This window comes from Rhizobium azibense, assembly GCF_004342325.1.
Classification (GTDB): Bacteria; Pseudomonadota; Alphaproteobacteria; order Rhizobiales; family Rhizobiaceae; genus Rhizobium; species Rhizobium etli_B.
The window spans coordinates 196,526-220,807 of the sequence record NZ_SMBJ01000007.1 but is presented as its reverse complement, the minus strand read 5'-3'; the positions used below and the strand labels follow the sequence as shown (position 1 = coordinate 220,807).

The 24,282-nt window shown below is 59.0% G+C and carries 21 protein-coding genes and 1 pseudogene; 8 read left to right on the top strand and 14 right to left on the bottom strand.

The window, feature by feature from the left end; translation table 11 throughout:
- Position 1: 1 nt before the first annotated feature.
- The gene (locus EV130_RS19095) at positions 2-3,094 is read right to left on the bottom strand and encodes a helicase-related protein (protein WP_074063377.1); all 3,093 of its coding nucleotides are present in this window, start codon (positions 3,092-3,094) and stop codon (positions 2-4) included.
- 774 nt (positions 3,095-3,868) lie between these two features.
- Here EV130_RS19095 and EV130_RS19090 point away from each other — a divergent pair.
- Complete coding sequence (locus EV130_RS19090) at positions 3,869-4,024, top strand: DUF3309 family protein (protein ID WP_074062879.1); 156 nt, start codon at positions 3,869-3,871, stop codon at positions 4,022-4,024.
- A gap of 24 nt (positions 4,025-4,048) precedes the next feature.
- Positions 4,049-4,315 carry a glycine zipper domain-containing protein gene (locus EV130_RS19085; RefSeq protein ID WP_074062880.1) on the top strand — a complete coding sequence of 89 codons (267 nt, stop codon included), beginning with the start codon at positions 4,049-4,051 and terminating at the stop codon, positions 4,313-4,315.
- A 316-nt stretch (positions 4,316-4,631) separates the two neighbouring features.
- On the opposite strand, the gene phbB is transcribed toward EV130_RS19085, so the two are convergent.
- Together phbB and EV130_RS19075 are read right to left on the bottom strand one after the other, a co-directional pair.
- Positions 4,632-5,357, bottom strand: coding sequence for a beta-ketoacyl-ACP reductase (gene phbB / locus EV130_RS19080; RefSeq protein WP_074062881.1), 726 nt, complete (start codon positions 5,355-5,357; stop codon positions 4,632-4,634).
- Positions 5,358-5,421: 64 nt separating this feature from the next.
- On the bottom strand, positions 5,422-6,603 hold the full coding sequence (locus tag EV130_RS19075; RefSeq protein WP_074062882.1) for an acetyl-CoA C-acetyltransferase: 1,182 nt from the start codon (positions 6,601-6,603) through the stop codon (positions 5,422-5,424).
- 238 nt (positions 6,604-6,841) lie between these two features.
- Here EV130_RS19075 and phaR point away from each other — a divergent pair, with 238 nt between their 5' ends.
- Complete coding sequence (phaR, locus tag EV130_RS19070; protein WP_074062883.1) at positions 6,842-7,414, top strand: polyhydroxyalkanoate synthesis repressor PhaR; 573 nt, start codon at positions 6,842-6,844, stop codon at positions 7,412-7,414.
- A gap of 3 nt (positions 7,415-7,417) precedes the next feature.
- Here phaR and EV130_RS19065 read toward each other — a convergent pair whose 3' ends face one another.
- From EV130_RS19065 to mtgA, 4 genes are all read right to left on the bottom strand, one after another.
- Positions 7,418-7,825: a hypothetical protein gene (locus tag EV130_RS19065; protein ID WP_074062884.1), complete on the bottom strand. Its 408-nt coding sequence runs from the start codon at positions 7,823-7,825 to the stop codon at positions 7,418-7,420.
- Between the two features lie 144 nt (positions 7,826-7,969).
- Entirely contained in the window at positions 7,970-8,155 is a 186-nt protein-coding gene (gene rpmF, locus EV130_RS19060) for a 50S ribosomal protein L32 (RefSeq protein WP_003543812.1), read from the bottom strand.
- Positions 8,156-8,309: 154 nt separating this feature from the next.
- Entirely contained in the window at positions 8,310-8,957 is a 648-nt protein-coding gene (locus EV130_RS19055; RefSeq protein WP_074062885.1) for a glutathione S-transferase family protein, read from the bottom strand.
- A gap of 74 nt (positions 8,958-9,031) precedes the next feature.
- On the bottom strand, positions 9,032-9,778 hold the full coding sequence (gene mtgA, locus EV130_RS19050; protein WP_196776339.1) for a monofunctional biosynthetic peptidoglycan transglycosylase: 747 nt from the start codon (positions 9,776-9,778) through the stop codon (positions 9,032-9,034).
- Between the two features lie 137 nt (positions 9,779-9,915).
- On the opposite strand from mtgA, the gene EV130_RS19045 reads away from it, so the two are divergent.
- Complete coding sequence (locus EV130_RS19045) at positions 9,916-10,830, top strand: polyprenyl synthetase family protein (protein ID WP_074062887.1); 915 nt, start codon at positions 9,916-9,918, stop codon at positions 10,828-10,830.
- 114 nt (positions 10,831-10,944) lie between these two features.
- On the top strand, positions 10,945-12,054 hold the full coding sequence (locus EV130_RS19040; protein WP_074062888.1) for a Fic family protein: 1,110 nt from the start codon (positions 10,945-10,947) through the stop codon (positions 12,052-12,054).
- Positions 12,055-12,139: 85 nt separating this feature from the next.
- Here the strand turns inward: EV130_RS19040 and EV130_RS19035 are convergent.
- From EV130_RS19035 to EV130_RS19020, 4 genes and pseudogenes are all read right to left on the bottom strand, one after another.
- Positions 12,140-12,306: pseudogene (locus tag EV130_RS19035) on the bottom strand (transposase); the annotation flags it as partial.
- Between the two features lie 373 nt (positions 12,307-12,679).
- Positions 12,680-13,930, bottom strand: coding sequence for a flavodoxin-dependent (E)-4-hydroxy-3-methylbut-2-enyl-diphosphate synthase (gene ispG / locus EV130_RS19030; protein ID WP_074063378.1), 1,251 nt, complete (start codon positions 13,928-13,930; stop codon positions 12,680-12,682).
- Between the two features lie 95 nt (positions 13,931-14,025).
- Positions 14,026-15,219: an MFS transporter gene (locus EV130_RS19025; protein ID WP_074062889.1), complete on the bottom strand. Its 1,194-nt coding sequence runs from the start codon at positions 15,217-15,219 to the stop codon at positions 14,026-14,028.
- Positions 15,220-15,275: 56 nt separating this feature from the next.
- Positions 15,276-16,058 carry a DeoR/GlpR family DNA-binding transcription regulator gene (locus tag EV130_RS19020; RefSeq protein WP_074062890.1) on the bottom strand — a complete coding sequence of 261 codons (783 nt, stop codon included), beginning with the start codon at positions 16,056-16,058 and terminating at the stop codon, positions 15,276-15,278.
- Between the two features lie 241 nt (positions 16,059-16,299).
- Between EV130_RS19020 and EV130_RS19015 the strand changes: the two genes are divergently transcribed.
- The 3 genes from EV130_RS19015 to EV130_RS19005 all read left to right on the top strand — a co-directional run bounded on the left by EV130_RS19015 (position 16,300) and on the right by EV130_RS19005 (position 18,616).
- A complete protein-coding gene (locus EV130_RS19015) occupies positions 16,300-17,073 on the top strand; it encodes an amino acid ABC transporter substrate-binding protein (protein WP_074063379.1) in 774 nt (257 codons plus the stop codon).
- Positions 17,074-17,177: 104 nt separating this feature from the next.
- The gene (locus tag EV130_RS19010) at positions 17,178-17,858 is read left to right on the top strand and encodes an amino acid ABC transporter permease (protein WP_074062891.1); all 681 of its coding nucleotides are present in this window, start codon (positions 17,178-17,180) and stop codon (positions 17,856-17,858) included.
- Positions 17,855-18,616, top strand: a complete 762-nt coding sequence (locus tag EV130_RS19005) for an amino acid ABC transporter ATP-binding protein (protein WP_074062892.1) — start codon at positions 17,855-17,857, stop codon at positions 18,614-18,616. The genes EV130_RS19010 and EV130_RS19005 overlap by 4 nt, the downstream gene beginning before the upstream one ends.
- A 710-nt stretch (positions 18,617-19,326) precedes the next feature.
- Here EV130_RS19005 and EV130_RS18995 read toward each other — a convergent pair.
- From EV130_RS18995 to EV130_RS18985, 3 genes are all read right to left on the bottom strand, one after another.
- On the bottom strand, positions 19,327-19,887 hold the full coding sequence (locus EV130_RS18995; RefSeq protein ID WP_074062894.1) for an NADPH-dependent FMN reductase: 561 nt from the start codon (positions 19,885-19,887) through the stop codon (positions 19,327-19,329).
- Positions 19,888-19,947: 60 nt separating this feature from the next.
- Positions 19,948-23,412 carry a pyruvate carboxylase gene (gene pyc / locus EV130_RS18990; protein WP_074062895.1) on the bottom strand — a complete coding sequence of 1,155 codons (3,465 nt, stop codon included), beginning with the start codon at positions 23,410-23,412 and terminating at the stop codon, positions 19,948-19,950.
- Between the two features lie 128 nt (positions 23,413-23,540).
- The gene (locus EV130_RS18985) at positions 23,541-24,281 is read right to left on the bottom strand and encodes a helix-turn-helix transcriptional regulator (RefSeq protein WP_074062896.1); all 741 of its coding nucleotides are present in this window, start codon (positions 24,279-24,281) and stop codon (positions 23,541-23,543) included.
- Position 24,282 lies beyond the last annotated feature (1 nt).

The following is a 24,282-nucleotide window of genomic DNA, read 5'->3' as shown; positions in this document are numbered from 1 at the left end:
GCTACTTCTTCATCTGCTCCTTCAAGGCAGCGAGCTTTGCGAAAGGAGAATCCGGATCGATCGGTTTTTCCTTGCGTGGCGGCTTTGCCTCGAAGCGCAACGGCTGCGAGCCGTTGCGATTGTTGTTTCGGTCGTTGCGATCCTTGCGGTCATTGCGATCCTTGCGGTCGCCGCGATCTTGACGATCCCCCCGCTGCTCGTTGCGATCGCCACGGGCCTGGTTCGGCTTGCCTGCGTCGCGGCCGCGTTCGTGGCGTTTGCCGTCCCGGCTTTCGCCACGATTGCCTTCTGCTGCTTCACCCCCGCCCTGACGGCGGTTGCCCTGCTGCTGACGGTCCCCGCCGCGACGTTCCCCCGCACCGCGTGCCTGACGATGGTTGTCGTTGCGTCCGCCAAGGCGCCACAGGAGGACAGGTTTCGGTTCGACAGGCTCTGCCGCTTCTGCAGGTTCGGCCGCGGATGCTTCGGCCGCCGCCGGTTCGACAGCAGGTTTTTCTTCTGCAGCCGGCGCCACGGAAGCCGCTTCTTCCGATGTGCTGTCGGCATCGTCGTGATCGGCCTTGTCGGCGACCTCTTCGCCAGAGGTTTCGGCTGCCGGGGTCGTGGAAGCATCCTGGGTAGCAAGATGAGCTGCCGCATCCTCGGCCGTCACGGCATCGGCACGGTAGCCGAGACCCTTGAGGATCTCTTCCATGTCCTCCAGCGTCGCGCCGAGAATCGAGAGCATCGCGGTGGTGGTCGTGAAGCGGCGGCCATCATAAGCGCCTTCGGGCCGGTTCGCCTGGCCCGGCTTCCACTGCAGCAACGGACGGATGATGTCGGCAAGCCGTTCCAGAATATCGATGCGAACGGCGCGCTTGCCGAGAAAACGGAAGCCGGCGAGCTTATAGAACGTGCGCTCGAAGCCCGGATCGGTCACGACGGACGTGCGGCCTGCCGCCAGCACCGGAATGAGGTCGCCGTAGCCAGGTTTTTCGAGCCCGTCATTTTTGAGGGCCCAAAGCAGCGTGATGAGCTCAGCCGGAGCCGGCTTCAAAAGCGCCGGGACGAAAATGTGGTAGGCGCCGAAGCGAACACCATATCGGCGCATGGAAGCGCGAGCGTCCTGATCCAGCGACTTCACCTCTTCGGTCACATCGCGGCGGAACAGCACGCCGAGATTTTCGACGAGCTGGAAGGCGAGGCCCTTGGCAAGGCCCTGCAGATCCTCCGCACGCGAGAGATCATCGAGCGGCTTCAAGACCATGCTGATGTGGTGATTGACGAAGCGCTCGACGCGGGCAGCGACGTGCTCGCGCGCGTTTCCGGTCAGCTGTTCGTCGGCAAGCAGGATGACGCGAGGACGCATGACGTGCTCGCTGCCAGCAAGGCGCGCAACCGGATCGCCAAGCCACCGGATGAGGCCGTCGGCACTGATCGCCAGATCGCTGTTGCCTGCAGCATGGAGGCGCGCGGCGCGTGCCTCGAACTCCAGGGCAAGCGCCTTTTGCGAAGCCGTTTGGATCGCCTTGGCGTCCGAACCGTCCGCACCCGAAATTGGGGTAAACCGGAATCCGGACAACTGCCCCACATGATGTCCTTCAACAAAGACATCGCCATTCACACTGATTTCAGCTTCCAGCATCGCATTCTCTCTCAGGCGCTTCATGAGCACAGATGTCCTGCGATCAACAAAGCGTTTCGTCAACCTTTCATGTAACGCATCGGACAATCGATCCTCGATTTCCCGCGTCTTTTCCTGCCAGTGTGTCGGATCGGCAAGCCATCCGGGTCGATTCGACACATAAGTCCATGTTCTTATCTGCGCGATTCGCGCCGAAAGCGTGTCAATTTCGCCATCCGTGCGATCGGCCCTTTGCACCTGCTCGGCGAGAAACTGCTCGTTCACCGTGCCATAGCGCACAAGATCGGAAAAGAGCGTCGAGATCAGGTCGGCATGTTGTGCTGGGGTGATACGCCGATAATCGGGCAGCGCGCAAGTTTCCCAAAGCTTCTCCACGCGCTGCGGATTTGTAGCCAGATCAATGATTTCCGGATAACGCGTCAGATGTTCAAGCGCTTGCTGGTCGACGGCGGGCAAGGCCCGCGTCAAACCTTCAGCGCTCGGCGGCCGTTCAAGACTCGCCCGCAATGATTGTATCGACGAAAAATCAAGCTCTTTCGACCGCCACTGCAAGACTCTGACATTTTCGAACTCGTGCGCCTCTATCCGCTGCGCCAGTTCCTCATCGAACGGGTGCACCTGGCCTGTTACCCCGAATGTGCCGTCACGGACGTGGCGGCCGGCACGTCCGGCAACCTGGCCGAGTTCGGCAGGATTGAGATTGCGGAACTGGTAGCCGTCGAATTTGCGGTCCTGCGCAAATGCCACGTGATCGACATCGAGATTGAGACCCATGCCGATCGCATCGGTTGCGACGAGATATTCGACATCGCCGGCCTGATAGAGCGCAACTTGAGAATTTCGGGTGCGGGGGCTCAAAGCACCGAGGACAACCGCAGCACCGCCTCGCTGGCGGCGGATCAATTCGGCAATGGCGTAGACCTCATCTGCCGAAAAGGCGACGATAGCCGAGCGTTGAGGAAGACGGGTGATCTTCTTTTGACCCGCGTAGATGAGGTGCGAAAGCCGCGGCCTCTCAACGACCGTGATTCCCGGCAGCAGTTGCTGCAGGATCGGCCGCATCGTGTCGGCGCCGAGAAGCAGCGTTTCGTCGCGGCCGCGCAAATGCAGGATACGGTCGGTGAAGATGTGGCCGCGCTCGAGGTCGCCTGCAAGCTGGACTTCATCGATCGCGACAAAGGCGGCCCCGGTTTCGCGCGGCATGGCTTCGACCGTGCAAACCGAAAAGCGCGCAGTCGGCGGCGAGATCTTCTCCTCGCCGGTCACCAGGGCAACATTTTGCACTCCCACCTTTTCGACGACACGCGTATAGACTTCACGTGCCAGCAAACGCAGCGGCAGGCCGATCACGCCGGTGCCGTGCGCTACCATGCGCTCGATGGCGTAGTGGGTCTTGCCCGTATTGGTGGGGCCGAGCACCGCGGTCACGCCGCGCCCGCTCCGTATCATGGGCTGCGATGTCAGTGTCATTGTCCATGCAAGTGAGGCGGCGAGCCTCGTGGTCAAGTGCGCTTACGTTTCCGAAGCAGACAACACATGGACAGCCGCCCGGCCAAACGCAAGGGCCGTTTTTTAAAATGAGCTGCAAACTTGATTCAGGAAATGCCACTAAGTGACTGTTTTAGGATTCGGAACAGCGTGAGAACGAATCAGCGACGAATCGGTGACTCGCGGTGATTCAGCTTTTGTTCACGGCTAAGTATTGGTTTTGAATCGGTTTTTCCTACTAGATGCTGAATCGGCATCAGAGCCTGCAAAGCTCGAAAACGCCGCTTGGGTCAAGGTTTTTGCCAAGAACAGACGTCGAGGAGAAATCGCCGGCAAACTGCCCGGAATAGATGCTCCGGCCCCATCCGGAACTTTCGGGCGGCGGATCGCAACGGTGACGATGCTTGCGGTTTCGGAAGCCGGATCATATCCGACCAGCGCCTTCACGCGATCGGATTAACACCTCGATCAAATCCGGAACGAATCGCTGACGAATCAGCGACATCGTAATTTTCCCGGTTCGTTCACCACAAGATGTTGTATTGTAATTGAATTTTAACCACAGAAACATTGCAGAGCGTTGCTTGCTCGGCGCTGCCATCGACAGTCCCCGTTAACGCTTGAGGTTTTCTCGAACAGTGTCTCAAGCAGAAGACCTTGATCGTTTTGCATATTGCGGAGCTTAGCCGGGAACAAAAATGGCGGTTGCGTGTTTATTGTCCATTCGGACTCACGATGAGTTGAAGGAATCGCAACATGCTCGGAACGATACTTCTCATTATCATTATTCTGCTTTTGATTGGTGCTCTCCCGAACTGGGGATACAGCCGTGGTTGGGGATATGGACCTTCCGGTGGTTTGGGGCTAGTTCTCATCATTATTATTATTCTTGTCTTAATGGGCCGGATCTAACGGCAGGTAACTGGGAGTGAAGTCATGATGAAAAAAATTGCGATTGTAGGCGCCCTTGTGGGCGCCCTTGCATCCTGCACGCCGACGGAGAGGGGGACGGCCATTGGCGCTGGTACCGGTGCAATCATTGGTGGTGCTGTGAGCGATAGCTGGGGCGGCGCTGCCGTCGGTGCAGTGGCTGGCGGCCTCGCTGGCGCTCTCATCGGCCAGTCCGTGGAACGGCGCGGCTACTGCGTCTATCGCGACCGATATGGCCGCCGCTACGAAGCACGCTGCCCGCGAAGCTACTAAGTATTGGCGGGACGGAATGGAAACGGGCGCGTCGGCGCCCGTTTTTTGTTGCGCGTCGTCAACAGCATGTTGACGATCGGTCGCGAAAGTCAAATCTACTCCACGAATGCGATGAGGCGCATATTCCTTCCATAGCACGGCAACGATTGCCGTTTACGCAAAGGAATGCTCCCATGGCCCAGATCATCTTGAATACCGCTGTCGCCGTTCTGGTTGCGTCAGCGTTTCTCATGACCGCCTCTGGCGCGCTTTCCGGCGGCGACATGCGTCGGCAAAGAGTACCAGTCAGGGTAAAAATCAGGCGTGCGCGCAGCAACTAAACGAAGAACTGCCCACCGTTGGCCGAAAGGGTCGAGCCGGTTATAAAGCCGGCGTCGTCGGAGATGAGAAATGCAACGCAGCGCGCGACTTCCTCCGGTTCGCCAAGACGCCCGACGGGAATCTGGGGAATGATCCGCTCGTTGAGCACCTTCTCGGGAACGGCGAGGACCATTTCCGTGCCGATATAGCCAGGGCAGACGGCGTTCACGGTAATGTTCTTTGCTGCGCCCTCCTGGGCAAGTGCTTTCGTAAAGCCGAGATCGCCCGCCTTTGCGGCCGAATAGTTCACCTGGCCCATCTGACCCTTTTGGCCGTTTATGGACGAGATGTTGACGATGCGTCCGAAGCTGCGGTCGCGCATCCCGCCCCACACGTGGTGCGTCATGTTGAAAAGGCCGGTAAGGTTCGTATTGATGACCTCATGCCATTGCTGCGGCGTCATTTTGTGAAACATTGCATCGCGCGTGATGCCGGCATTGTTGACCAGAACCTCGATGCCGCCGAGCTCTGCCTCCACCTTTGCGACACCTTCTCCGCAAGCGACGTAATCGGAAACATCCCACTTGAAGACCGGGATGCCGGTGACGTCATGGAAGGCCCTGGCCTTCTCGTCGTTGCCGGCATAATTGGCGGCGACCTTATAGCCCGCATTCCGAAGTGCCATCGAAATGGCGGCACCGATGCCGCGCGTGCCACCAGTGACCAAAACCACTCTGCTCATGCTTCGCTCCCCTCTCGGTCATTCGCCTTTGATCAGGCATTCTTCAATATCTATTGCTTGCTATTCAAAGTGCCTCGAAGCACATGGCCACACCCATGCCGCCGCCGATGCAAAGTGTTGCTAGTCCCTTCTTGGCATTGCGCCGCTTCATCTCGAAAAGCAGCGTGTTGAGAACCCGCGCTCCGGATGCACCGATGGGATGACCGATCGCGATTGCGCCGCCATTGACGTTGACGATGGCCGGATCCCAGCCAAGATCCTTGTTCACGGCGCAAGCTTGGGCGGCAAAGGCCTCGTTCGCCTCGACCAGGTCGAGGTCGCCGACGGACCAGCCAGCCTTTTCCAGCGCCCTGCGCGACGCAGGGATCGGGCCCGTACCCATGACTTGAGGATCCACACCAGCCGTCGCCCAGGAAACGATGCGTGCCAGCGGCTGGATCCCGCGCCTTGCGGCCTCCGCTTCCGTCATCAGTATCGCCGCTGCCGCGCCATCATTGAGGCCCGACGCATTGCCAGCCGTCACCGTGCCCTCTTTGTCGAAAGCCGGACGAAGCTTGCCCATCGCATCGAGCGTTGCACCGGCACGGATATACTCGTCCGCATCCACCGTCACCTCGCCCTTGCGTGTCTGGATGACGAAGGGAACGATCTCATCCTTGAAGCGACCTTCCTTCTGGGCCGCTTCGGCCTTGTTCTGAGAGGAGACCGCGAACTGATCCTGATCGTCGCGGGAAAGTTGCCACTGGCGGGCGACGTTCTCGGCGGTGATACCCATGTGGTAGCCGTAAAAAGCGTCCGTCAGGCCGTCCTTGATCATGGTGTCGACCATCTTCATGTCGCCCATCTTCGTACCGCTGCGCAGATGGGCGGCATGGGGAGCCATCGACATGGATTCCTGGCCCCCGGCTGCGATGATCTTTGCGTCCCCCATTGCGATCTGCTGCATTCCAAGAGCAACCGCGCGAAGGCCCGAACCGCAGAGCTGGTTGACGCCCCAGGCTGTAGCCTCCTTCGGAACGCCCGCTTTCATGGCCGCCTGGCGCGCCGGATTTTGGCCTTCGCCTGCTTGCAGCACCTGACCAAGGATAACCTCGTCAACCTCGGCTGGATCGACACCTGCGCGTTCGAGCGCAGCTTTGAGGACGGCAGCCCCAAGCTCATGCGCTGGAACCGTGGCGAATGCACCGTTGAAAGAGCCGACCGCCGTACGGGCCGCGCTGGCGATGACGATGGATGAACTGCTCATAAAGGCCTCCTCGTTTTTCCTTCAGCTTACATAGGTCGAAACTGGCAAAGCTTCAGCCCTAAGTCAAACGGGAAGGCAATTGCGGCGATTTTCTTTACGGCTTGCGAATATGCGATTTATCCCTTTTCTCAAAGGGGTTGCCGCATCGCACAAAGAGATTGTCACCGAGCTTCTTTTGCGTCTACAGTCTGTTACGGAGGAATATCCATGACAATCAGACGGGGTTCAGGAGACTGATATGGCGAAGAACGAGGGTCAAATAGTCATCAAGAAATACGCCAACCGCCGCCTCTACAATACAGGCACCAGCACCTATGTGACGCTGGAAGATCTGGCGGAGATGGTGAAGAGGGGAGAGGATTTTACGGTACAGGACGCAAAGAGCGGTGATGACATCACACATTCCGTACTGACCCAGATCATTTTCGAACAGGAATCAAAGACCGGCAATACGCTGCTGCCGATTTCCTTCCTGCGCCAGCTCATCAGCTATTACGGCGATCAGATGCAGATGGTCGTTCCAAGCTTCCTTGAACATTCCATGCGCGCCTTCACCGAACAACAGGCGCAGATGCGCGAACAGGTGACGCGCGCTTTCGGCGAATCACCGCTCGGCAAGAACCTGCAGCTGCCGATGCAGATGGTCGAGGACCAGGTCCGCCGTAACACCGAGATGTTTCAAAAGGCCATGCAGATGTTCTCTCCCTTCATGACCCCTCCTGCCAAGGAAACGAAGAAGGCCGAGGCGAAGGATATCGACGAATTGAAGGAACAACTGCGCGCCCTGCAGAACAAGCTCGACAACCTCTAAGCCTCAAAGCCCAATCGAAACATCGCGCCCGGCACTGCGGATCGAGACCGCAAACCCGCCGATCACGTCGATCAGTGCAATCGTCATCAAGATGAAGAAGACCTGTGTCGCAGCGTCCTGGACGAGAAGGAACTCGACCAGAAAGGCGATGAAGACCAGCATCGACAGCATGTGATTGACAAGGCTGCCGGATCCATTGCGGGTGGCCTTCAATATCTCGAAGAACAGGATGACCAGCGCCACGACGATGAAGAGATCGCCGAGCGCCATGCTCCAGATCGCACCGGAGATCATCGAAAGCACGATGATGTCGTTCTGGAGCGCGGGAATGCCTCCGCCACCCATCAAACCGGCCATCGTCAAATTGTAAAGAATAAACGGGATTACCATCAGCGGTATTACAGCGATCATTTCAGCATGCCCCCTTTTCGACAGGAATACTGCAGCGATCACAGCACCACTTCAAGACACGGAAATGCGATAGTGCTCAAAAGCAAAAAGGCCGGCGTTTGAAGCCGGCCTTTTCAATCCTGGCTGTGCCAGAATCTTGAAACTTTATGCGCTTTCCTTCGGCGTCAGAACCTGACGGCCACGATACATACCGGTCTTCAGATCGATATGGTGCGGACGGCGCAGTTCGCCGGAATTCTTGTCTTCCACGTAGGTCGGAGCCTTCAGTGCGTCTGCAGAACGGCGCATACCGCGCTTGGACGGGCTCGTTTTTCTCTTCGGTACAGCCATTTTACATACTCCAATTCACAGGCGACACATTCCCGGCCAAGATGGCGGCCGAAACGGACGTGTCGCGATTTCGGAAATTTTGCGCGCTTATACATGCCTTGAAGGTGGTTGACCAGTCCCCAAACAGAATTTTTGCGATTTGCGGGATTGAAGCTCAGGCCTCGTCATCCGCCACGATCCAGGGTTCGGCCCGGGCCGCAGCCTCCCACTTAAGCCAGGCAGGATGCGCCTTCAGCGCCGACATATAGCTGAGCGTATCGCTGGCAGTCACAAGGTCATAGGCATCGAAGCGGCTGACCACCGGCGCAAACATCGCGTCGGCTGCCGAAAATCCGCCAAACAGGAACGGCCCGCCCGAGCGGTCCCTCAACTCGCGGAAAATGGTTTCGATCCGCAGCACGTCAGCCATCACGCCATCTTCGAGTGCAATCCTGGATCGTTGGCGCCGGATATTCATCGGACAGGCGCCCCTGAGCGCCCGGAAACCCGAAAGCATCTCCATCGAGACCGAACGCGCCACGGCGCGCTTTGCGCGATCCTTCGGCCAAAGCCCCGCCTCGGGATAGAGTTCTGCGACGTAATCGATGATCGACAGCGATTCCCATACCCGAAGGCTGCCATGGAGTAGAACCGGCACCCTGCCCGTGGGAGAGATTTCCCTGATGCGCGGATTGCCTGCGGGAAAATCAAAGGGGATCAGAATTTCTTCGAACGGAATGCCCGTTGCTTCCATCGCAATCCATGGCCGGAACGACCATGAGGAGTAGTTCTTGTTTCCGATATATAGGGTAAGGGTATCCATGAGCCATCCGCAAATTGGTTTTGCGGCCGACTTTAACGGCGCTCGGCAAATGCGACCAATGAATAATTCATGCCTCAATCATAAAGGCATCTGATGTAATCGCCGGAACCTTGCGCCCGGCGCTCGATGACCGACGCAAGCGTGCGAAGGCCGCGGCGGGGCTTTGAGGCATTCCGGTCGATCGGGTTCGGAAGAGAAACGGCCAAAAGCGCTGCCTGCCGTCGCGAGAGCTTGGATGCCGGTACCTTGAAATGATAGCGCGCCGCCGCCTCGATGCCGTAGATACCCGGTCCCCACTCGGCGATGTTGAGATAGATCTCCATCAGCCGGCGCTTGGTCCAGACGAGGTCGGAGGCGACCGCCAGCGGCAGTTCGAGTGCCTTGCGCACAAAGGAGCGGCTATTCCAGAGAAACAGGTTCTTGGCCGTCTGCATGGGGATTGTGCTTCCGCCGCGGGTCGCTTCGCCGTCGAGGGTGTCTGCGACCAGCGCTTGCATTTCGCCCCAATCGACCCCGCCGTGGAAGCAGTATTGACCATCCTCGGACATCATCACCGACTGGACGAGAACCGGCGAGATGTCGTCCAAGGAGACCCACCGCCGGTCGTAGCCGCGCAGAAGCACGAGATCATGCAGCATCAGCGTCGAGACAGGGTGAATAAACGGGATGAGGTAAACAAAGATCAGAACATAAGGCAGGATCAAAAGCCCGGCGAGTCCAAGCACGATGCGCGTCATGATCGACCGGCTCCGCAGCCAAGCGAACAGACGGCGATGAGCCGGCATCGCAATGGCGTCCTCTCTTTCCGGCGATATGTCCAATACGTGTAAGCCCAACACCTGTTCCCTGCGCTCTCATACCGTTTGCCGGTCGCGAAGGCCAGAGTGCAGAGGAAATCTTGCTGTAAGCATCGACATTTCCGTTGCAACCGCGCCACTCCTCATGCCAAAGAGCGCGGATGGACGCGAGCTCCCAAGCCTTCGAAATACGTTTGAAGACCAACGCCCAAGAGATCGAGGCGTTGCTCGACGTGCTGCTTTCCGATGACATGCGAGAGGATGAGATAGCCCGCCCTGAAACCCTGAGGGCGGCGATGCACTATGCCGTGCTGAACGGCGGCAAGCGCCTTCGCCCGTTTCTCGTCGTGGAGAGCGTGCTGCTGCTTGGCGGAGACAAACAGGCGGCCTTGAGAGTGGGTGCAGCACTGGAATGCGTGCACTGCTATTCGCTCGTCCATGACGATCTTCCAGCGATGGACGATGACAAGCTACGTCGCGGCAAGCCGACGGCGCACATAGCCTTCGACGAGGCGACCGCGATCCTTGCTGGCGATAGCCTTTTGACCTACGCCTTCGACATTATCGCCGACGATGAGACCAGGCTTCCGGAGCAAAGCAAGCTGGCGCTGATTCTTGCGCTTGCGCGTGCTGCCGGCCTGGGCGGGATGGCCGGCGGGCAGGCACTCGATCTTGCGGCGGAAAAAGATGTGCCGAATGAACAGGGCATCGTTACATTGCAGGCTATGAAGACCGGGGCATTGATCCGCTTTGCCTGCGAAGCAGGGGCAATCATCGCCGGCGCTTCAGCCGGTGATCGCAAGCGCTTGCGCGCCTTCGGTGAAAAGATCGGCCTTGCCTTCCAGCTCGCCGACGATCTTCTTGATGTCACATCAGACGCAGCCACCATGGGCAAGGCAACCGGCAAGGACACGCAACGCGGCAAGGGAACGCTTGTGTCTTTCCATGGTATCGACTGGGCTGAAGCCGAGCTTCGGCGGCACGTCGAGGATGCGAAAACGCTTCTGGCAGCGTACGGAGATGCAGCCGCGACGCTCGCTGCTGCCGCGCATTTTATTGCCGCGCGCAGGAGCTGACACGGGACCTGGCGTTCGATGGGACAGACGGTGTCCACCCTTGAGCCACAGAATAGGTTGCTATTACGCACAATCTTGCTCCATATTGAGTTATAGAAAGGATGACTATAACTCATGAGATGGAACTGGACACAGGAAGGCTGGCCGAATTTCGTATATGACGCGGCTGTGCTTGAGCCGCTCGAGCGCCAATTCCTTCTGTCATCGGGAGAAGTGATCGGCGCTGTCCGTCACGTTGGTGACGAAGAGCGTGATCTGCTACGTGTCGAGCTTTTGAGCGATGAGGCAGTGAAAACCTCGGAGATAGAGGGCGAAATGCTCGATCGCCTGAGCGTGCAATCCTCATTACGTCGGCAGTTCGGTCTCGATGCCGACAATCGACCGGTAAAGCCGCAAGAGCGGGGAATCGCGGAGATGATGGTCGATGTGTATGAATCCTGGTCAGCGCCTCTCAATCATGAAACCCTGTTTCGCTGGCACGCCATGCTGATGACGGGGAACCGCCATATTGGAATGATCGGTGGATATCGGGTGCACGACGATGCCATGCAGATTGTGTCTGGCCGTCTCGATAATCCAACCGTCCACTACGAAGCCCCACCTTCAAGGCGGGTGCCAGCAGAAATGGCAGCGTATATGGGCTGGTTCAACAGATCAGCGCCAAAGGGTGAAATCTCCCTGCCCGCGTTGACACGGGCAGGCATAGGGCATCTGTATTTTGAAAGCATCCATCCATTTGAGGATGGCAATGGCAGACTTGGCCGGGCGCTTGCGGAAAAATCGCTTGCACAGAATATCGGCCAACCAAGCCTGATTGCTCTTGCTTACACAATCGAGCACGGCCGCAAGACCTACTACCACCAGCTTGAGCAGCATCAACGCACTCTCGATATCACCGACTGGCTGATTTATTTTGCCGAAACCGTTCTTGAGGCACAGCAGACTACCCTGAAGCGCGTCGCCTTCTATATCGGCAAGGCGCGGTTTTATGATCGGTTCCGCGGCCAATTCAACGAACGCCAGGAAAAGGCCATTGCCCGCATGTTCCGTGAAGGCCCCGTGGGCTTTAAGGGTGGGTTGAGCGCGGAGAATTATATTTCCGTCACGCAAACTTCGCGAGCGACGGCCACGCGTGACCTTCACGATTTGGTGGAGAAAGGTGCGCTGGTAAGAACCGGCGAACGGCGGCACACACGCTATGCCCTTAGCCTGCCTCTGGTGTGAAAGCAAAGCCCGACTGTCTCGAAACGATCCGTTACTAAGCCGGTTGTGTGCGTCAACTTCTGCAAATTGACGGTCATGAAGCTGGTCATGCAGCTGCTTTGAGCATGATCTTCTTGTGTTCTTTCAGGTCCTCAATGTTGATGTAGCGGTTGGCTTCGAGCCAGTTCTCGTGGTTTCGACGGAAAGCGCCCGTACCAGACGCAGGCAACCGGCCGCATTGGGAAAGATACGCAAGACATAGGTTCGGCGCCTGTCTGCCGCAGAAGAAAGGCAATCGTCGGGTCCGGCTTACGCCTACAACGTCAAGGCCTTGCGTGACCAGGAGGGCCAAATCGCCGAACAGGCCGAGAAGAACTACGAGCGGTTCGTGACTCGCTGGAAGGCTCGCCCGCCAAAGGAAGAGGTGCGCGAGCGCCTCAACACGGCAAGGCTTGAATAGGCTGCCCGACGGCGCTTCCAGCCGACACACCGCTCAATGATATCATCAAAGCGCACAAAGTGCTTGTCCATATCTGTGCTTGTGGTGCCGGCGAGGCAGCCGATAGAAGGTCAGTGTCTCCTCGATGGTTTCCTCGACCCAATCGGTAAGCCTGGGCAACTTAACGTGACATCACCGGGCCAAATCTTACTCGGCGGCTGTCTTCTGACCGAATCGCTTTTCGATGTAGTCGACGACAAGCGCCTCAAAATCCGATGCAATGTTCGGCCCGCGTAGCGTCAACGCCTTCCTGCCATCGATGAATACCGGCGCTGCCGGCGTCTCGCCGGTGCCCGGAAGCGAAATGCCGATATCGGCATGCTTGCTTTCACCCGGGCCGTTGACGATGCAGCCCATCACCGCGACGTTCAGTGCTTCTACGCCCGGATATTTCTCGCGCCAGACCGGCATGTTCTTGCGGATATCGTTCTGGATATTCTGCGCCAGTTCCTGGAAAACCGTCGATGTCGTGCGGCCGCAGCCGGGACAGGCGGCGACCACCGGCACGAACTGTCGGAAACCCATCACCTGCAGCAGTTCCTGTGCCACCTGCACTTCGCGTGTACGGTCGCCATTCGGCTCCGGGGTCAGCGAAACGCGGATTGTATCGCCGATGCCGTGCTGCAGAACGTAGCCCATGGCAGCCGACGAAGCGACAATACCCTTGGTGCCCATTCCTGCTTCGGTGAGGCCCAGGTGCAGCGCATGGTTGGAGCGCTCGGAAAGCATGGAATAGACAGCGATCAGATCCTGGACCTGGCTCACCTTGGCCGACAGGATGATGCGGTTGCGCGGCAGGCCGATTTCCTCGGCAAGCGTGGCCGAGATCAAGGCCGATTGCACGATGGCCTCGCGCGTCACCTGCCGGGCCGAAAGCGGCGAACCTGCCTCGGCATTCTCGTCCATCAGTGCCGTCAGCAGGTCCTGGTCGAGCGAACCCCAGTTGACGCCGATGCGCACCGGCTTGTCATAGCGGATCGCCATCTCGATGATTTCGGCGAACTGCTTGTCCTTCTTGTCCTTGAAACCGACATTGCCTGGATTGATCCGGTATTTCGCCAATGCTTCGGCGCAGGCCGGATGATCGGCAAGAAGCTTGTGGCCGATATAGTGGAAATCGCCGACAAGCGGCACATCCAGGCCGAGGCGCAGGAGCCGCTCGCGAATCTTCGGAACGGCAGCAGCGCTTTCGTCGCGATCGACGGTGATGCGCACGAGCTCCGACCCCGCCTTGAAGAGGGCTGCTACCTGTGCGACCGTGGAATCGATATCGGCCGTATCCGTGTTTGTCATCGACTGCACGACAACCGGCGCACCGCCGCCGACGATGACACCGCCCACGTCGACGGCGACGGAAGCGCGGCGCGGTTTCGGATCAAAATCGGTCGCTGAAGACATAGATGGAAGCTCTTGAACCCTTGAATTCGTGCCCTTCAGGTGGATCATACCCGCATTCTTGTCAACGCCCAAAGCATCACTTTTGCTCGGCTGTCCTAGTGGCCATCTCCGGAGATGCCGTCCGCGTAGCGGGCAAGCTTCGAAAAGACCAGCACCACGACCAGCAGGACGGGCAGCGCCAGGAAGACGGTGCTGAAGCCGACATGTTCGGCTGCGAAGCCGATTGCAGACGGTGCAACCAGCATGCCGGAATAGCCGAGCGTCGTGACGACCGAAAGGCCGATCCCGGCCTTCAGGCCAGGGACATTTCCTGCCGCGGAAAAGGCGATCGGCACCATGTTCGAAATCCCAATGCCGCAGAACGCGAAGCCGACAATGGCGATCTCGGCATTCGGCGCAAGGGCTGCGATCAGCATCCCGACGATGGCAAAGAGGGTGCAGACGCGCAGCGTCCTGACGCCGCCGAGCTTGTCGCGCACCAGATCGCCGGCAAACCGCATGATTGCCATCGTCAGCGAGAAGGCCGCGAACCCGAAACCCGAAAGAGCGACGGATGCATTCAATTCCTGGCGGAGATAGAGCGCACCCCAGTCCAGCACGGCGCCTTCCGGAACCATCGAAAAGAGCGCCATGAGCCCGAGCAGCCATGGCAGAGGCGTCATCGGCAGGCGTGTTTTTTCTTTCTTCTCGTCGGGATGCGGCGGATCGGCAAGGATCATCGGCCAGGCGATCACGAGGAAAATCAACGTGAAAACCGTGGCCAGCTGCGCATGGCCAAGGATACCGAGCTTGGCGATCACGAAGCCGCCAAGGCCCGAACCGATCAGGCCGCCGAGGCTCCAGAAGGCATGGCAGGACGACATGATGGCGCGGCGCATCGACTTTTCGACGGCAACCGCGTTGGCGTTCATCGCGACGTCCATTGCGCCGATGAATCCGCCAAACAGGAAGAGCGCGATTGCGCCGGTAACAACATTCGGCGCCAGCGTCAGCGCCAGAAGAATTGGCAGCACGCAGGCCGCAGTTGCCCGCGACACGACGTGCGAGCCATGTCTGGCGATCTGTGCGCCGGCAATCGGCATCAATGTCAACGACCCCAGGCCGAACACCAGGATCATCAGCCCGAGCTGAAACTTCGAAAGTTCCAGACGCTCCGCAAAATCCGGAATCTTCGGCGCCCAGCAACCGACGACAAAGCCGTTCATCAAAAAGAGCAGCGACACCGCAACCCTGCTCTTCGGCAGGAAGCCACGCCGGACCCGGTAGGCCGCATTCATAGGATTATCCATTGTATTCCCGTCTCCTCCTGTCGTCGGCCCCTTGAGGATTCCCACTTAAAGATTGCTCATCGCGCCTTCTGCGCCTTGACAGTCCGGCAGCCCCGCTCGCGATAGGCCGCAAGCAGCGCCTCGTCGGCATCGTGCTCCACGACAAGGCATTCACAGTGCGCCACGGGCAGAACGCCATGCGGCGCCGCTGTAGCGAATTTATCCGACGTCACCGCAACCAGCACCTTCCGGCTCCTGGACGTCGCGAATCGCTTGAACTCGGCATCCTCGAAACCGAACGTCGTGACGCCCGCTTCGAGATCGATGCCGCAGGCGCCGAGAATGCAAAGATCTGGCGAGATCTGCTCCATGTCCCGCATCGCCTTGGCGCCGAGCGCGCCGCCCACCTGCCGGTCGACCATTCCGCCGATCAGGATGACATCGATGCCGCCGTTGTCTATCAGCGCTGCGGCGATTGCCGGAGCATTCGTCGCTGCCGTCAGCATCATGTCTGATGGGAGGGCATTGGCAATCGCCAGATTGGTGCTTCCGGCATCGAAGAATACCGTGGAGCCGGGCGCAATCTGCGAGACGGCGGCTTGGGCCAGCAGTTGTTTGCGATTAAGGGCAATTCCCATTCGCTGCTTGAGGCTGCCGCCGACCGGCGAAACGGGAAGCGCGCCACCATAGACGCGCTCGCAAAGTCCGGCAGCCGCCATCTCGCGCAGATCCCGGCGGATCGTGTCTTCGGAAACACCAAATTCGAATGCAAGTTCAGCCGCCAGCACACGGCCGTTCGCCTGAAGCTTGCCCGATATAATGCTCTGGCGTTCCTTCAACAGCATCTCTGTCGTATTCATGCCCGTTCAGCTCGCGATTGCCGTTAGAATTGCAAGAACGTGCATAAACGTATATGAACGTGCACACAATAGGCATCGGCACACATTTTCTGACGACCTGAAACAAGCGGCGTCAAAAGCCGGGCAAATGAGAAAAATATTCGCACTTGCCCAATTTCTTCGCGGTTTTCTACGCTTCGCGCTGCCCTATTTTCTGCGATCTATCTGTCAATCGAATTCTTCCCACATGGATCCGCAAAACATGAAACTCCTCAAGACCATCGCTGCAGCGGCCTTTATCTCGGCCGCTGCCTTTGCCTCCGCCCAGGCCGGTGAGAGCCTCAACGCCATCAAGTCAGCAGGCGTTTTGAAGATTGGCACGGAAGGCACCTATGCGCCGTTCACCTACCATGACCAAAGCGGCAAGCTCGCGGGCTTCGACGTCGAGATCGGCGAAGCGGTCGCCGCCAAGCTCGGCGTCAAGGCCGAGTTCGTTGAAGGCAAGTGGGACGGCCTGATCGCCGGCCTCGACGCCAAGCGCTACGACACCGTCATCAACCAGGTCGGCATCACCGAAGCGCGCAAGCAGAAATACGACTTCTCCGAACCCTATATCGCCTCCAAGGCAGTGCTCATTGCCCGCGCAGACGACGACAGCATCAAGAGCTTCGCCGACCTGAAGGGGAAGAAATCTGCCCAGTCGTTGACGAGCAACTTCGGCAAGCTCGCCGAGCAATCCGGTGCTGAGCTCGTCGGTACCGAAGGCTTCGACCAATCGATCCAGCTCGTGCTGACTGGCCGCGCCGATGCGACGATCAATGACAGCCTCTCTTTCCTGGACTTCAAAAAGCACAAGCCAGACGCAAATGTGAAGATTGCGGCCGAGCAGGAAAATGCCGACTACTCCGGCATCATCATCCGCAAGGGAGAACCGGAACTTCTCGAGGCGATCAACAAGGCATTGGCCGATATCAAGGCAGACGGCACCTACAAGAAGATCGCCGATAAATATTTCGGCCAGGACGTATCGAAGTAAGCGCTTCGAAGGGCGGTTTCCTGCCGCTGGCGCATCCTCTATATCTTTTGAAAGGGCGTCCGGCGAGAACCCGCCGGACGCCCTTTCGTCAAGGAAACAAACCCGTGCCCCACTGGCTTCAACTGATGGCGGAATCGCTACCCACGCTTTTGTGGGCCGGACTGATCTTCACCATCCCGCTGACCCTGCTCTCCTTTGTCTTCGGCCTGGCGCTCGGGCTGGGGACTGCCGTGGCGCGCCTCTTCGGCCCGGCGCCGATCGCCTCAATCGCGCGGTTCTACGTCTGGGTCATCCGCGGCACGCCGCTGCTCGTGCAGCTCTTCGTCATCTTCTACGGCCTGCCGAGCATCGGCATTCTGCTCGATGCCTTTCCTGCGGCCCTGATCGGCTTCACGCTGAATATCGGCGCTTACAGCTCCGAAATCATCCGGGCGGTCATCTCCTCCGTCTCGAAGGGACAATGGGAAGCTGCCTATTCGATCGGCATGAACTGGCGGCAGGCGATGAGCCGCACGATCCTGCCGCAGGCCACTCGTGTCGCCGTGCCACCGCTCTCCAATACCTTCATTTCATTGGTCAAGGACACGTCGCTGGCCGCAGCAATCACCGTGCCGGAGCTCTTCCAGGCTGCACAGCGCATCGTGGCGACAACCTATGAGCCGCTGATCCTTTATATCGAGGCGGCGCTGGTCTACCTCGTCTTGAGCTCCGTTCTCTCCGCGCTGCAGGTACGGCTCGAGCGCCGCTTTGCGCGCTACGGCGGCATGCTGGAGGCAAATGCATGATCGAGCTTTCCAACATCGAGAAGCGTTTCGGCGATGCCATCATCCTCCAGGATATCAGCATCCGGATCCCGGAAGGCACCGTCACTGCTCTCGTAGGTCCTTCCGGCGGCGGCAAGAGCACGCTGCTTCGCTGCATCAACCTGCTTGAGATCCCGACAGCCGGCTCGATCAGGATTGGCGAAGAGACACTGGATTTTGTGCCGGGGAGAAGGGTTGGCTGGCAATCGATCCAGAAGATCCGCCGCCAGACGGGCATGGTCTTCCAGAATTTCCAGCTTTTCCCGCATCAAACCGCGATCGAAAACGTCATGGAGGGCCTGGTGACGGTCCTGAGATGGCCCAGGGAAAAGGCCCGTGCCCACGCCATGGAATTGCTGACCAAAGTAGGCATGGCACATAAGGCGGATGCCTGGCCATCGACGCTTTCCGGCGGCCAGCAGCAGCGCGTGGCGATCGCCCGCGCGTTGGCTCCGTCACCGCGCGTGCTGCTCTGCGACGAACCGACCTCGGCCCTCGACCCCGAACTTTCGGCGGAAGTCGTCGACGTTCTCGGCCGGCTGGCCAGCGAAGGCACGACCATGGTCATGGCGACACATGATCTGCGGCTCGCCTCGAAGATCGCCCATAACGTCGTTTTCCTGGAGGCAGGAAACGTCGTCGAAACCGGCACGGCGAAGTCAATCTTCACGGCACCGGAACGCGAGCGCACCAAACGCTTCATCTCGACGATCAACGCCGCACATAGCTACGATATCTAAGTGGGTGGATATTCGCCTGGGACCGGGTGCTCCTTCTCACAATCTGGACGCTGAGGCCTGCGTGCGGTGGAGCTTGTGACAGTCGGTCTGATTAATGGTTTCCGGGTTGGGATACCCGCCATCTGCGGTTCAAGACCAGGCAGAAAGGGCCTAGTTCTCGCGAAGGCCCCGCCGTCCGCCGTTGAGCAGCGGTGCAAGGGGGTATGTAAACAGGCTGTGTTCGCCATCCATGAGCATCACCTCGGCAGGCATGCCTGAGTGACGTTGCACCTTTTGCGCCCAATGCTGCAGGCTCTTTAGGAAGGACCTTCGACCTTTGGCGATGGAAGTCGGCCCGATCCCTTTCATGATGCCACCACGAATTTGTCCGTTGGTCATCGTGCTGGCCTGTCAGCGGGAAGGCGCTTGATGCGTTTGCATGGACCAGCAAGATGACGGGATCTTGGGTTCGTTCCCGATCCTCCTGAATTTATCCGCTGGACATTGAGGCGTGATGCGCGTCTGGGGTGCGCAGCCTTTATGCCACACACTGTTTCCGCCTTCGCGCCAACAGAGCGGGCTTGTCTTCTCGATGCTTTGGCCGAAATTGTAACAGCGCAGGCCGCGTAGATCGCAACATGACGACTGCGATCTATACCGCCCCGCGTGACAGCCGAAACGCTTGTCCGCTCGCTTGAGGGCCCAACCCCGGCCGCAACCCTCGGTCTCCTCTACTTCACGCGCGCTGCTTTGAGCGCGTTGCCCCACCAGGCCAGCTGATCGAGCTGCTTGCCGGCGGTATCGATAAGGTGCTGGTAGTCGTTGAGGCTTTTACCTTCCCTGGCAACGCCGATATATTCGGGCAGGGAGATATGCACGCCGGTCTTCACCGAAGCCGCGCCCATTTCTACGAAGATCAAGCGAAGCTGTTCGACGGCACGCGCGGCACCGACACCGCCATACCCAACGAAGGCAACCGGCTTTTGGACGAAATCGCCGAGGTCGATGGCATTCTTGAGAACGGCCGTCGGGCCGTGATTGTATTCGGCAACGGTGAGGATGAAGGCGTCAAACTCGCGCAGCTTCTTCTTCCAGCGCTCCGCCGTCTCGCTCTCAGCTTCCCTTGCACGTGCTTCGCCGAAGAAAGCCATGGGGTAGTCGAGGAGATCGAGCACCTCGACCTCAAATTCGCCCCGATGCGCGGCAATCTCGGCGATCCACTTGGCCGGATGATCGGCAAAGCGGCCGATGCGTGTGCTGCCGACGATAACTGCAATCTTGAGCTTGTTCATTTTTCGGGCCTTCCTGTCCATTCCACAAAAGGGTGGCCCGCGCCACCCTAACCCTCAGTTTTAGCCGGCATAGCTCACCAGCAGATCCTTGGCGTCGATCTGGTCGCCGGCCTTGACGAGCACTTCGGCGATCGTGCCGTCCTTTTCGGCGTGGATCGCCGTCTCCATCTTCATGGCCTCGATTGATACAAGCACGTCGCCGGCGCTGACGGCCTGGCCGGGCGAGACAAAGACGCGAGAAATAACGCCCGGCATCGGCGCACCGACATGGGCGGCGTTTCCAGGCTCGGCCTTGCGGCGGGCAGCGGCACCGGAAGCGCCATGCGCACGATCCGGCACCTTGATGCGGCGCGGCTGGCCGTTGAGCTCGAAGAACACCGTCACCATACCCTGGCTGTCGGTCCCGCTCATCGCCTGGTTGACGATGACCAGCGTCTTGCCCTTTTCGATGTCGGCAAAGAGTTCTTCGCCGTCGGCAAGCCCATAGAAATAGGCAGGTGTAGGCAGGACGGAGACCGGTCCATAGGTGTCGGATGCGAGCGCAAAGTCGGTGAAGACCTTGGGGTACATGAGGTAGGAGGCAAATTCGAAATCATTGACCGTTCGTTCGAGTTTGATCTCGATCGACCGGCGCTCGGCATCGAGATCGGCTTCCTCGAGCAATGATCCCGGACGTACCGTATACGGCTTTTCGCCCTTCAGCGCCTTGTTTTGCAGCGCTTCGGGCCAGCCGGACGGCGGCTGCCCGAGATCGCCCTTCAGCATCGAAACGACAGATTCGGGAAACGAAACCTCCTTCTCCGGGCTGACGACATCGGCAACCGTAAGATCCTGGGAAACCATCATCAGCGCCATATCGCCCACGACCTTCGAAGACGGCGTCACCTTGACGATATCGCCGAACATCTGGTTGGCGTCGGCATAGGCCTGCGCCACCTTGTGCCACTTCGTCTCCAGCCCAAGCGAGCGGGCTTGCTCCTTGAGATTGGTGAACTGGCCACCCGGCATTTCATGCAGATAGACTTCCGATGCGGGCCCCTTGAGGTCGCTTTCGAAGGCGGCGTACTGGTTCCGCACCGCTTCCCAGTAGAAGGAGATGCGTCGGATCCATTCCGGATCGAGCCCCGGATCGCGCTCGGAACCGGAGAGCGCCTCGACGATCGAGCCGAGACAGGGCTGCGAGGTGTTGCCGGAAAGCGCATCCATGGCCGCATCGACCGCGTCGACGCCGGCATCGACGGCTGCAAGCACGGTCGCAGCGGCAATGCCGGACGTATCGTGCGTATGGAAATGGATCGGCAGGCTGGTCGCGTCACGCAGGGCCTTGAAGAGCACCTTTGCAGCAGCAGGCTTCAGCAGACCCGCCATATCCTTCAGCGCAATGATGTGAGCTCCGGCCTTTTCGAGCTGAGCGGCAAGATCGGTGTAGTATTTCAGGTCATATTTGGGGCGGGCCGAATTCAGGATATCGCCGGTGTAACAGATCGCCGCTTCGCACAGCTTGTTTTCTTCAGCGACCGCATCCATCGATACGCGCATGTTTTCGACCCAGTTCAGGCAATCGAAGACGCGGAAGAGGTCGATGCCGCCCTTTGCGGCCTGCCGGACGAAGTATTTGACGACATTGTCGGGGTAATTTTTGTAACCGACGCCATTGGCGCCGCGCAGCAGCATCTGCAGGAGCAGGTTCGGGGCGCCTTCGCGGATCAGCGCCAGACGCTCCCATGGATCTTCCGTCAGGAAGCGCATGGAAACGTCGAAAGTCGCACCACCCCAGCATTCGAGCGACAGCAAGTTCGGCAGCGCATGGGCATAGGTACCGGCGACGCGGGCGATGTCGTAGGTGCGCATGCGTGTCGCCAGAAGAGACTGATGGCCGTCGCGCATCGTCGTATCGGTTATCAGCACGCGCTTTTCGCCTCGCATCCACTCACCGAACTTCTTCGGGCCGAGCTTGTCGAGACGCTGTTTGGTGCCGTCCTGAACCTTGCTGCCGTTGGCATAGGGAACGACCGGCACTGCAGCATTTTCAAGCGGCCGCGGCCTGTCCTTGGCCTCGGGATGACCATTGACGGTGACATCGGCGAGGTAGGTCAGGAGCTTCGTCGCGCGGTCCTGGCGCTTGACCTGCTGGAAAAGTTCCGGCGTCGAGTCGATAAACCTAGTTGTATAGCTGTTGTCCTTGAACTTCGGGTGTCCGATGATCGCCTCAAGGAAGGTGAGGTTGGTTGCCACGCCGCGAATGCGGAATTCACGCAACGCCCGGTCCATGCGGGAGATCGCCTCGAGCGGATTCGGCGCCCAGGCCGTCACTTTGACGAGCAGTGGATCGTAATAGCGGGTGATGATGGCGCCGGAATAGGACGTGCCACCATCGAGACGGATGCCGAAACCCGAGGCCGAGCGATAGGCAGTGATGCGGCCGTAGTCCGGGATGAAGTTGTGTTCCGGATCTTCCGTCGTGATACGGCACTGCAGCGCGTGGCCGTTGAGCCTGATATCCTGCTGCTTGGGAACGCCTGATTCCGGTGTGCCGATGGCAAAGCCATCGAGGATATGGATCTGTGCCTTGACGATATCGATGCCGGTCACGACTTCGGTAACCGTGTGCTCGACCTGGATGCGCGGATTGACTTCGATGAAGTAGAATTTCCCGGTATCGGAATCCATCAGATATTCGACGGTGCCGGCGCCGATATAGTTCGTCGCCTTGGCGATCTTCAGAGAATAGGCGGCGAGCTCCTGGCGCTGCGCTTCCGAAAGATAAGGTGCCGGCGCGCGCTCGACGACCTTCTGGTTGCGGCGCTGGATGGAGCAGTCGCGCTCGAAGAGATGCACGACATTGCCATGCGTATCGCCAAGCACCTGGCTCTCGACATGGCGGGCGCGCTCGACGAGTTTTTCGAGATAGACTTCATCCTTTCCGAAGGCGGCCATCGCCTCGCGCTTGGCTTCAGTCACCTCACGGGCAAGATCCTTCGGGTCGCGAATGGCGCGCATGCCGCGCCCGCCGCCGCCCCAGGAAGCTTTGAGCATGACAGGATAGCCAATCTCCTCGGCCATGCGGGCGACTTCCTTCATGTCGTCCGGCAGCGGATCGGTCGCCGGAACCACCGGCACGCCGACAGAGATCGCCAGATTGCGCGCGGCGACCTTGTTGCCGAGCTGGCGCATCGTATCGGCCTTCGGGCCGATAAAGGTGATGCCGGCCTGATTGCAGGCATCCACGAATTCAGGGCTCTCCGACAGGAGGCCATAACCCGGATGGATGGCATCGGCGCCGGACAGCTTGGCAACGCGGATCACTTCATCGATCGAAAGGTAGCTTTCGATCGGCCCGAGATCGCGGTCAAGATGCGGCCCGCGGCCGACCTGATAGCTTTCGTCCGCCTTGAATCGGTGCAGCGCCAGTTTGTCCTCTTCCGCCCATATCGCGACCGTTTTTATCCCCAGCTCATTGGCCGCGCGGAACACGCGGATGGCAATTTCGGAACGATTGGCAACGAGTATCTTGGATATGGGCAATGCGCTCTCCTCACGGCATCGAAACGGGCAATGCTGCACCCGCGAAGAAAATTCTTAACGCGCCGTAACAGAAAGTTCAATTTCCCTTGCGAAATAGAATTTCCCAAAAGCGAGGGTCACGCGCTGAACTACATGACCAGTCCGTGCCGGAAAGCCAGCGCCACTGCCTGCTGGCGGTTCTTGGCCTTCAGCTTGTCCTGCAGCCCATTCATATACCAATCGACCGTATGGTTCGATATGCTGAGTACCTTGCTGATCTCCATCGAGGTCAGGCCGTCGGCCAAATAGTGCAGGATTTCGAGCTCGCGGCGTGTCAGCGACATATCGAGCAATGAAGCGCTTTCGAGTGATTTGGCTTCACCCTTGAGATCAAGCAGCCGCCAGAACGCTTTGCGCGCGACCGTTTCGAACAACGATATCTCGACCGGCGACAGTTCCACGGGCCCACCCCCGACGCTCAAGTTTCCGAGTACGCCGCTCTTGCCGTGAATGGGGAAGATGTAGCCGTCGCGCAGGCCGTGGGCGTGGGCATCCGCCATCATCTGTTCCATTCGCCGCTGATGCGGATCGCGCCGGTAGGCGGCAAGGCTTTCCTTCCATCGAAATGGCCTTTGCGCCTGCGCTAGATACCGGACCGTTGGATCTATGAGGACATATTTTTTTGCAACATATGTTTGCGGCCACTTTTCGGGCCAATGCCCGGCAAGTACGAGGCTCCAGGGATCCTGGCTCTGCCTCAGATGGCGCAGCAATCCATAATATTCAAAGCCATAGGAACGAACGGCTCGCTGCAGTTCCTCAACCACGTTTTCGGGCTTCGTGCATTCCTCGATGACGACGAGCAATTGAACCAAGGTATGAATATTCACA

Excerpts from the sequence above, each read along its gene's own strand:
- EV130_RS18995 (WP_074062894.1), bottom strand. The coding sequence starts at position 19,887 with ATGAACAAGCTCAAGATTGCAGTTATCGTCGGCAGCACACGCATCGGC.
- EV130_RS19085 (WP_074062880.1), top strand. The coding sequence starts at position 4,049 with ATGATGAAAAAAATTGCGATTGTAGGCGCCCTTGTGGGCGCCCTTGCA.
- EV130_RS19005 (WP_074062892.1), top strand. The coding sequence starts at position 17,855 with ATGATCGAGCTTTCCAACATCGAGAAGCGTTTCGGCGATGCCATCATC.
- phbB (WP_074062881.1), bottom strand. The coding sequence starts at position 5,357 with ATGAGCAGAGTGGTTTTGGTCACTGGTGGCACGCGCGGCATCGGTGCC.
- EV130_RS19095 (WP_074063377.1), bottom strand. The coding sequence starts at position 3,094 with ATGACACTGACATCGCAGCCCATGATACGGAGCGGGCGCGGCGTGACC.
- EV130_RS19015 (WP_074063379.1), top strand. The coding sequence starts at position 16,300 with ATGAAACTCCTCAAGACCATCGCTGCAGCGGCCTTTATCTCGGCCGCT.
- phaR (WP_074062883.1), top strand. The coding sequence starts at position 6,842 with ATGGCGAAGAACGAGGGTCAAATAGTCATCAAGAAATACGCCAACCGC.
- EV130_RS19045 (WP_074062887.1), top strand. The coding sequence starts at position 9,916 with ATGGACGCGAGCTCCCAAGCCTTCGAAATACGTTTGAAGACCAACGCC.
- ispG (WP_074063378.1), bottom strand. The coding sequence starts at position 13,930 with ATGTCTTCAGCGACCGATTTTGATCCGAAACCGCGCCGCGCTTCCGTC.
- EV130_RS19090 (WP_074062879.1), top strand. The coding sequence starts at position 3,869 with ATGCTCGGAACGATACTTCTCATTATCATTATTCTGCTTTTGATTGGT.
- EV130_RS19040 (WP_074062888.1), top strand. The coding sequence starts at position 10,945 with ATGAGATGGAACTGGACACAGGAAGGCTGGCCGAATTTCGTATATGAC.
- EV130_RS19065 (WP_074062884.1), bottom strand. The coding sequence starts at position 7,825 with ATGATCGCTGTAATACCGCTGATGGTAATCCCGTTTATTCTTTACAAT.
- rpmF (WP_003543812.1), bottom strand. The coding sequence starts at position 8,155 with ATGGCTGTACCGAAGAGAAAAACGAGCCCGTCCAAGCGCGGTATGCGC.
- EV130_RS19020 (WP_074062890.1), bottom strand. The coding sequence starts at position 16,058 with ATGAATACGACAGAGATGCTGTTGAAGGAACGCCAGAGCATTATATCG.
- EV130_RS19055 (WP_074062885.1), bottom strand. The coding sequence starts at position 8,957 with ATGGATACCCTTACCCTATATATCGGAAACAAGAACTACTCCTCATGG.
- EV130_RS19025 (WP_074062889.1), bottom strand. The coding sequence starts at position 15,219 with ATGGATAATCCTATGAATGCGGCCTACCGGGTCCGGCGTGGCTTCCTG.
- EV130_RS19075 (WP_074062882.1), bottom strand. The coding sequence starts at position 6,603 with ATGAGCAGTTCATCCATCGTCATCGCCAGCGCGGCCCGTACGGCGGTC.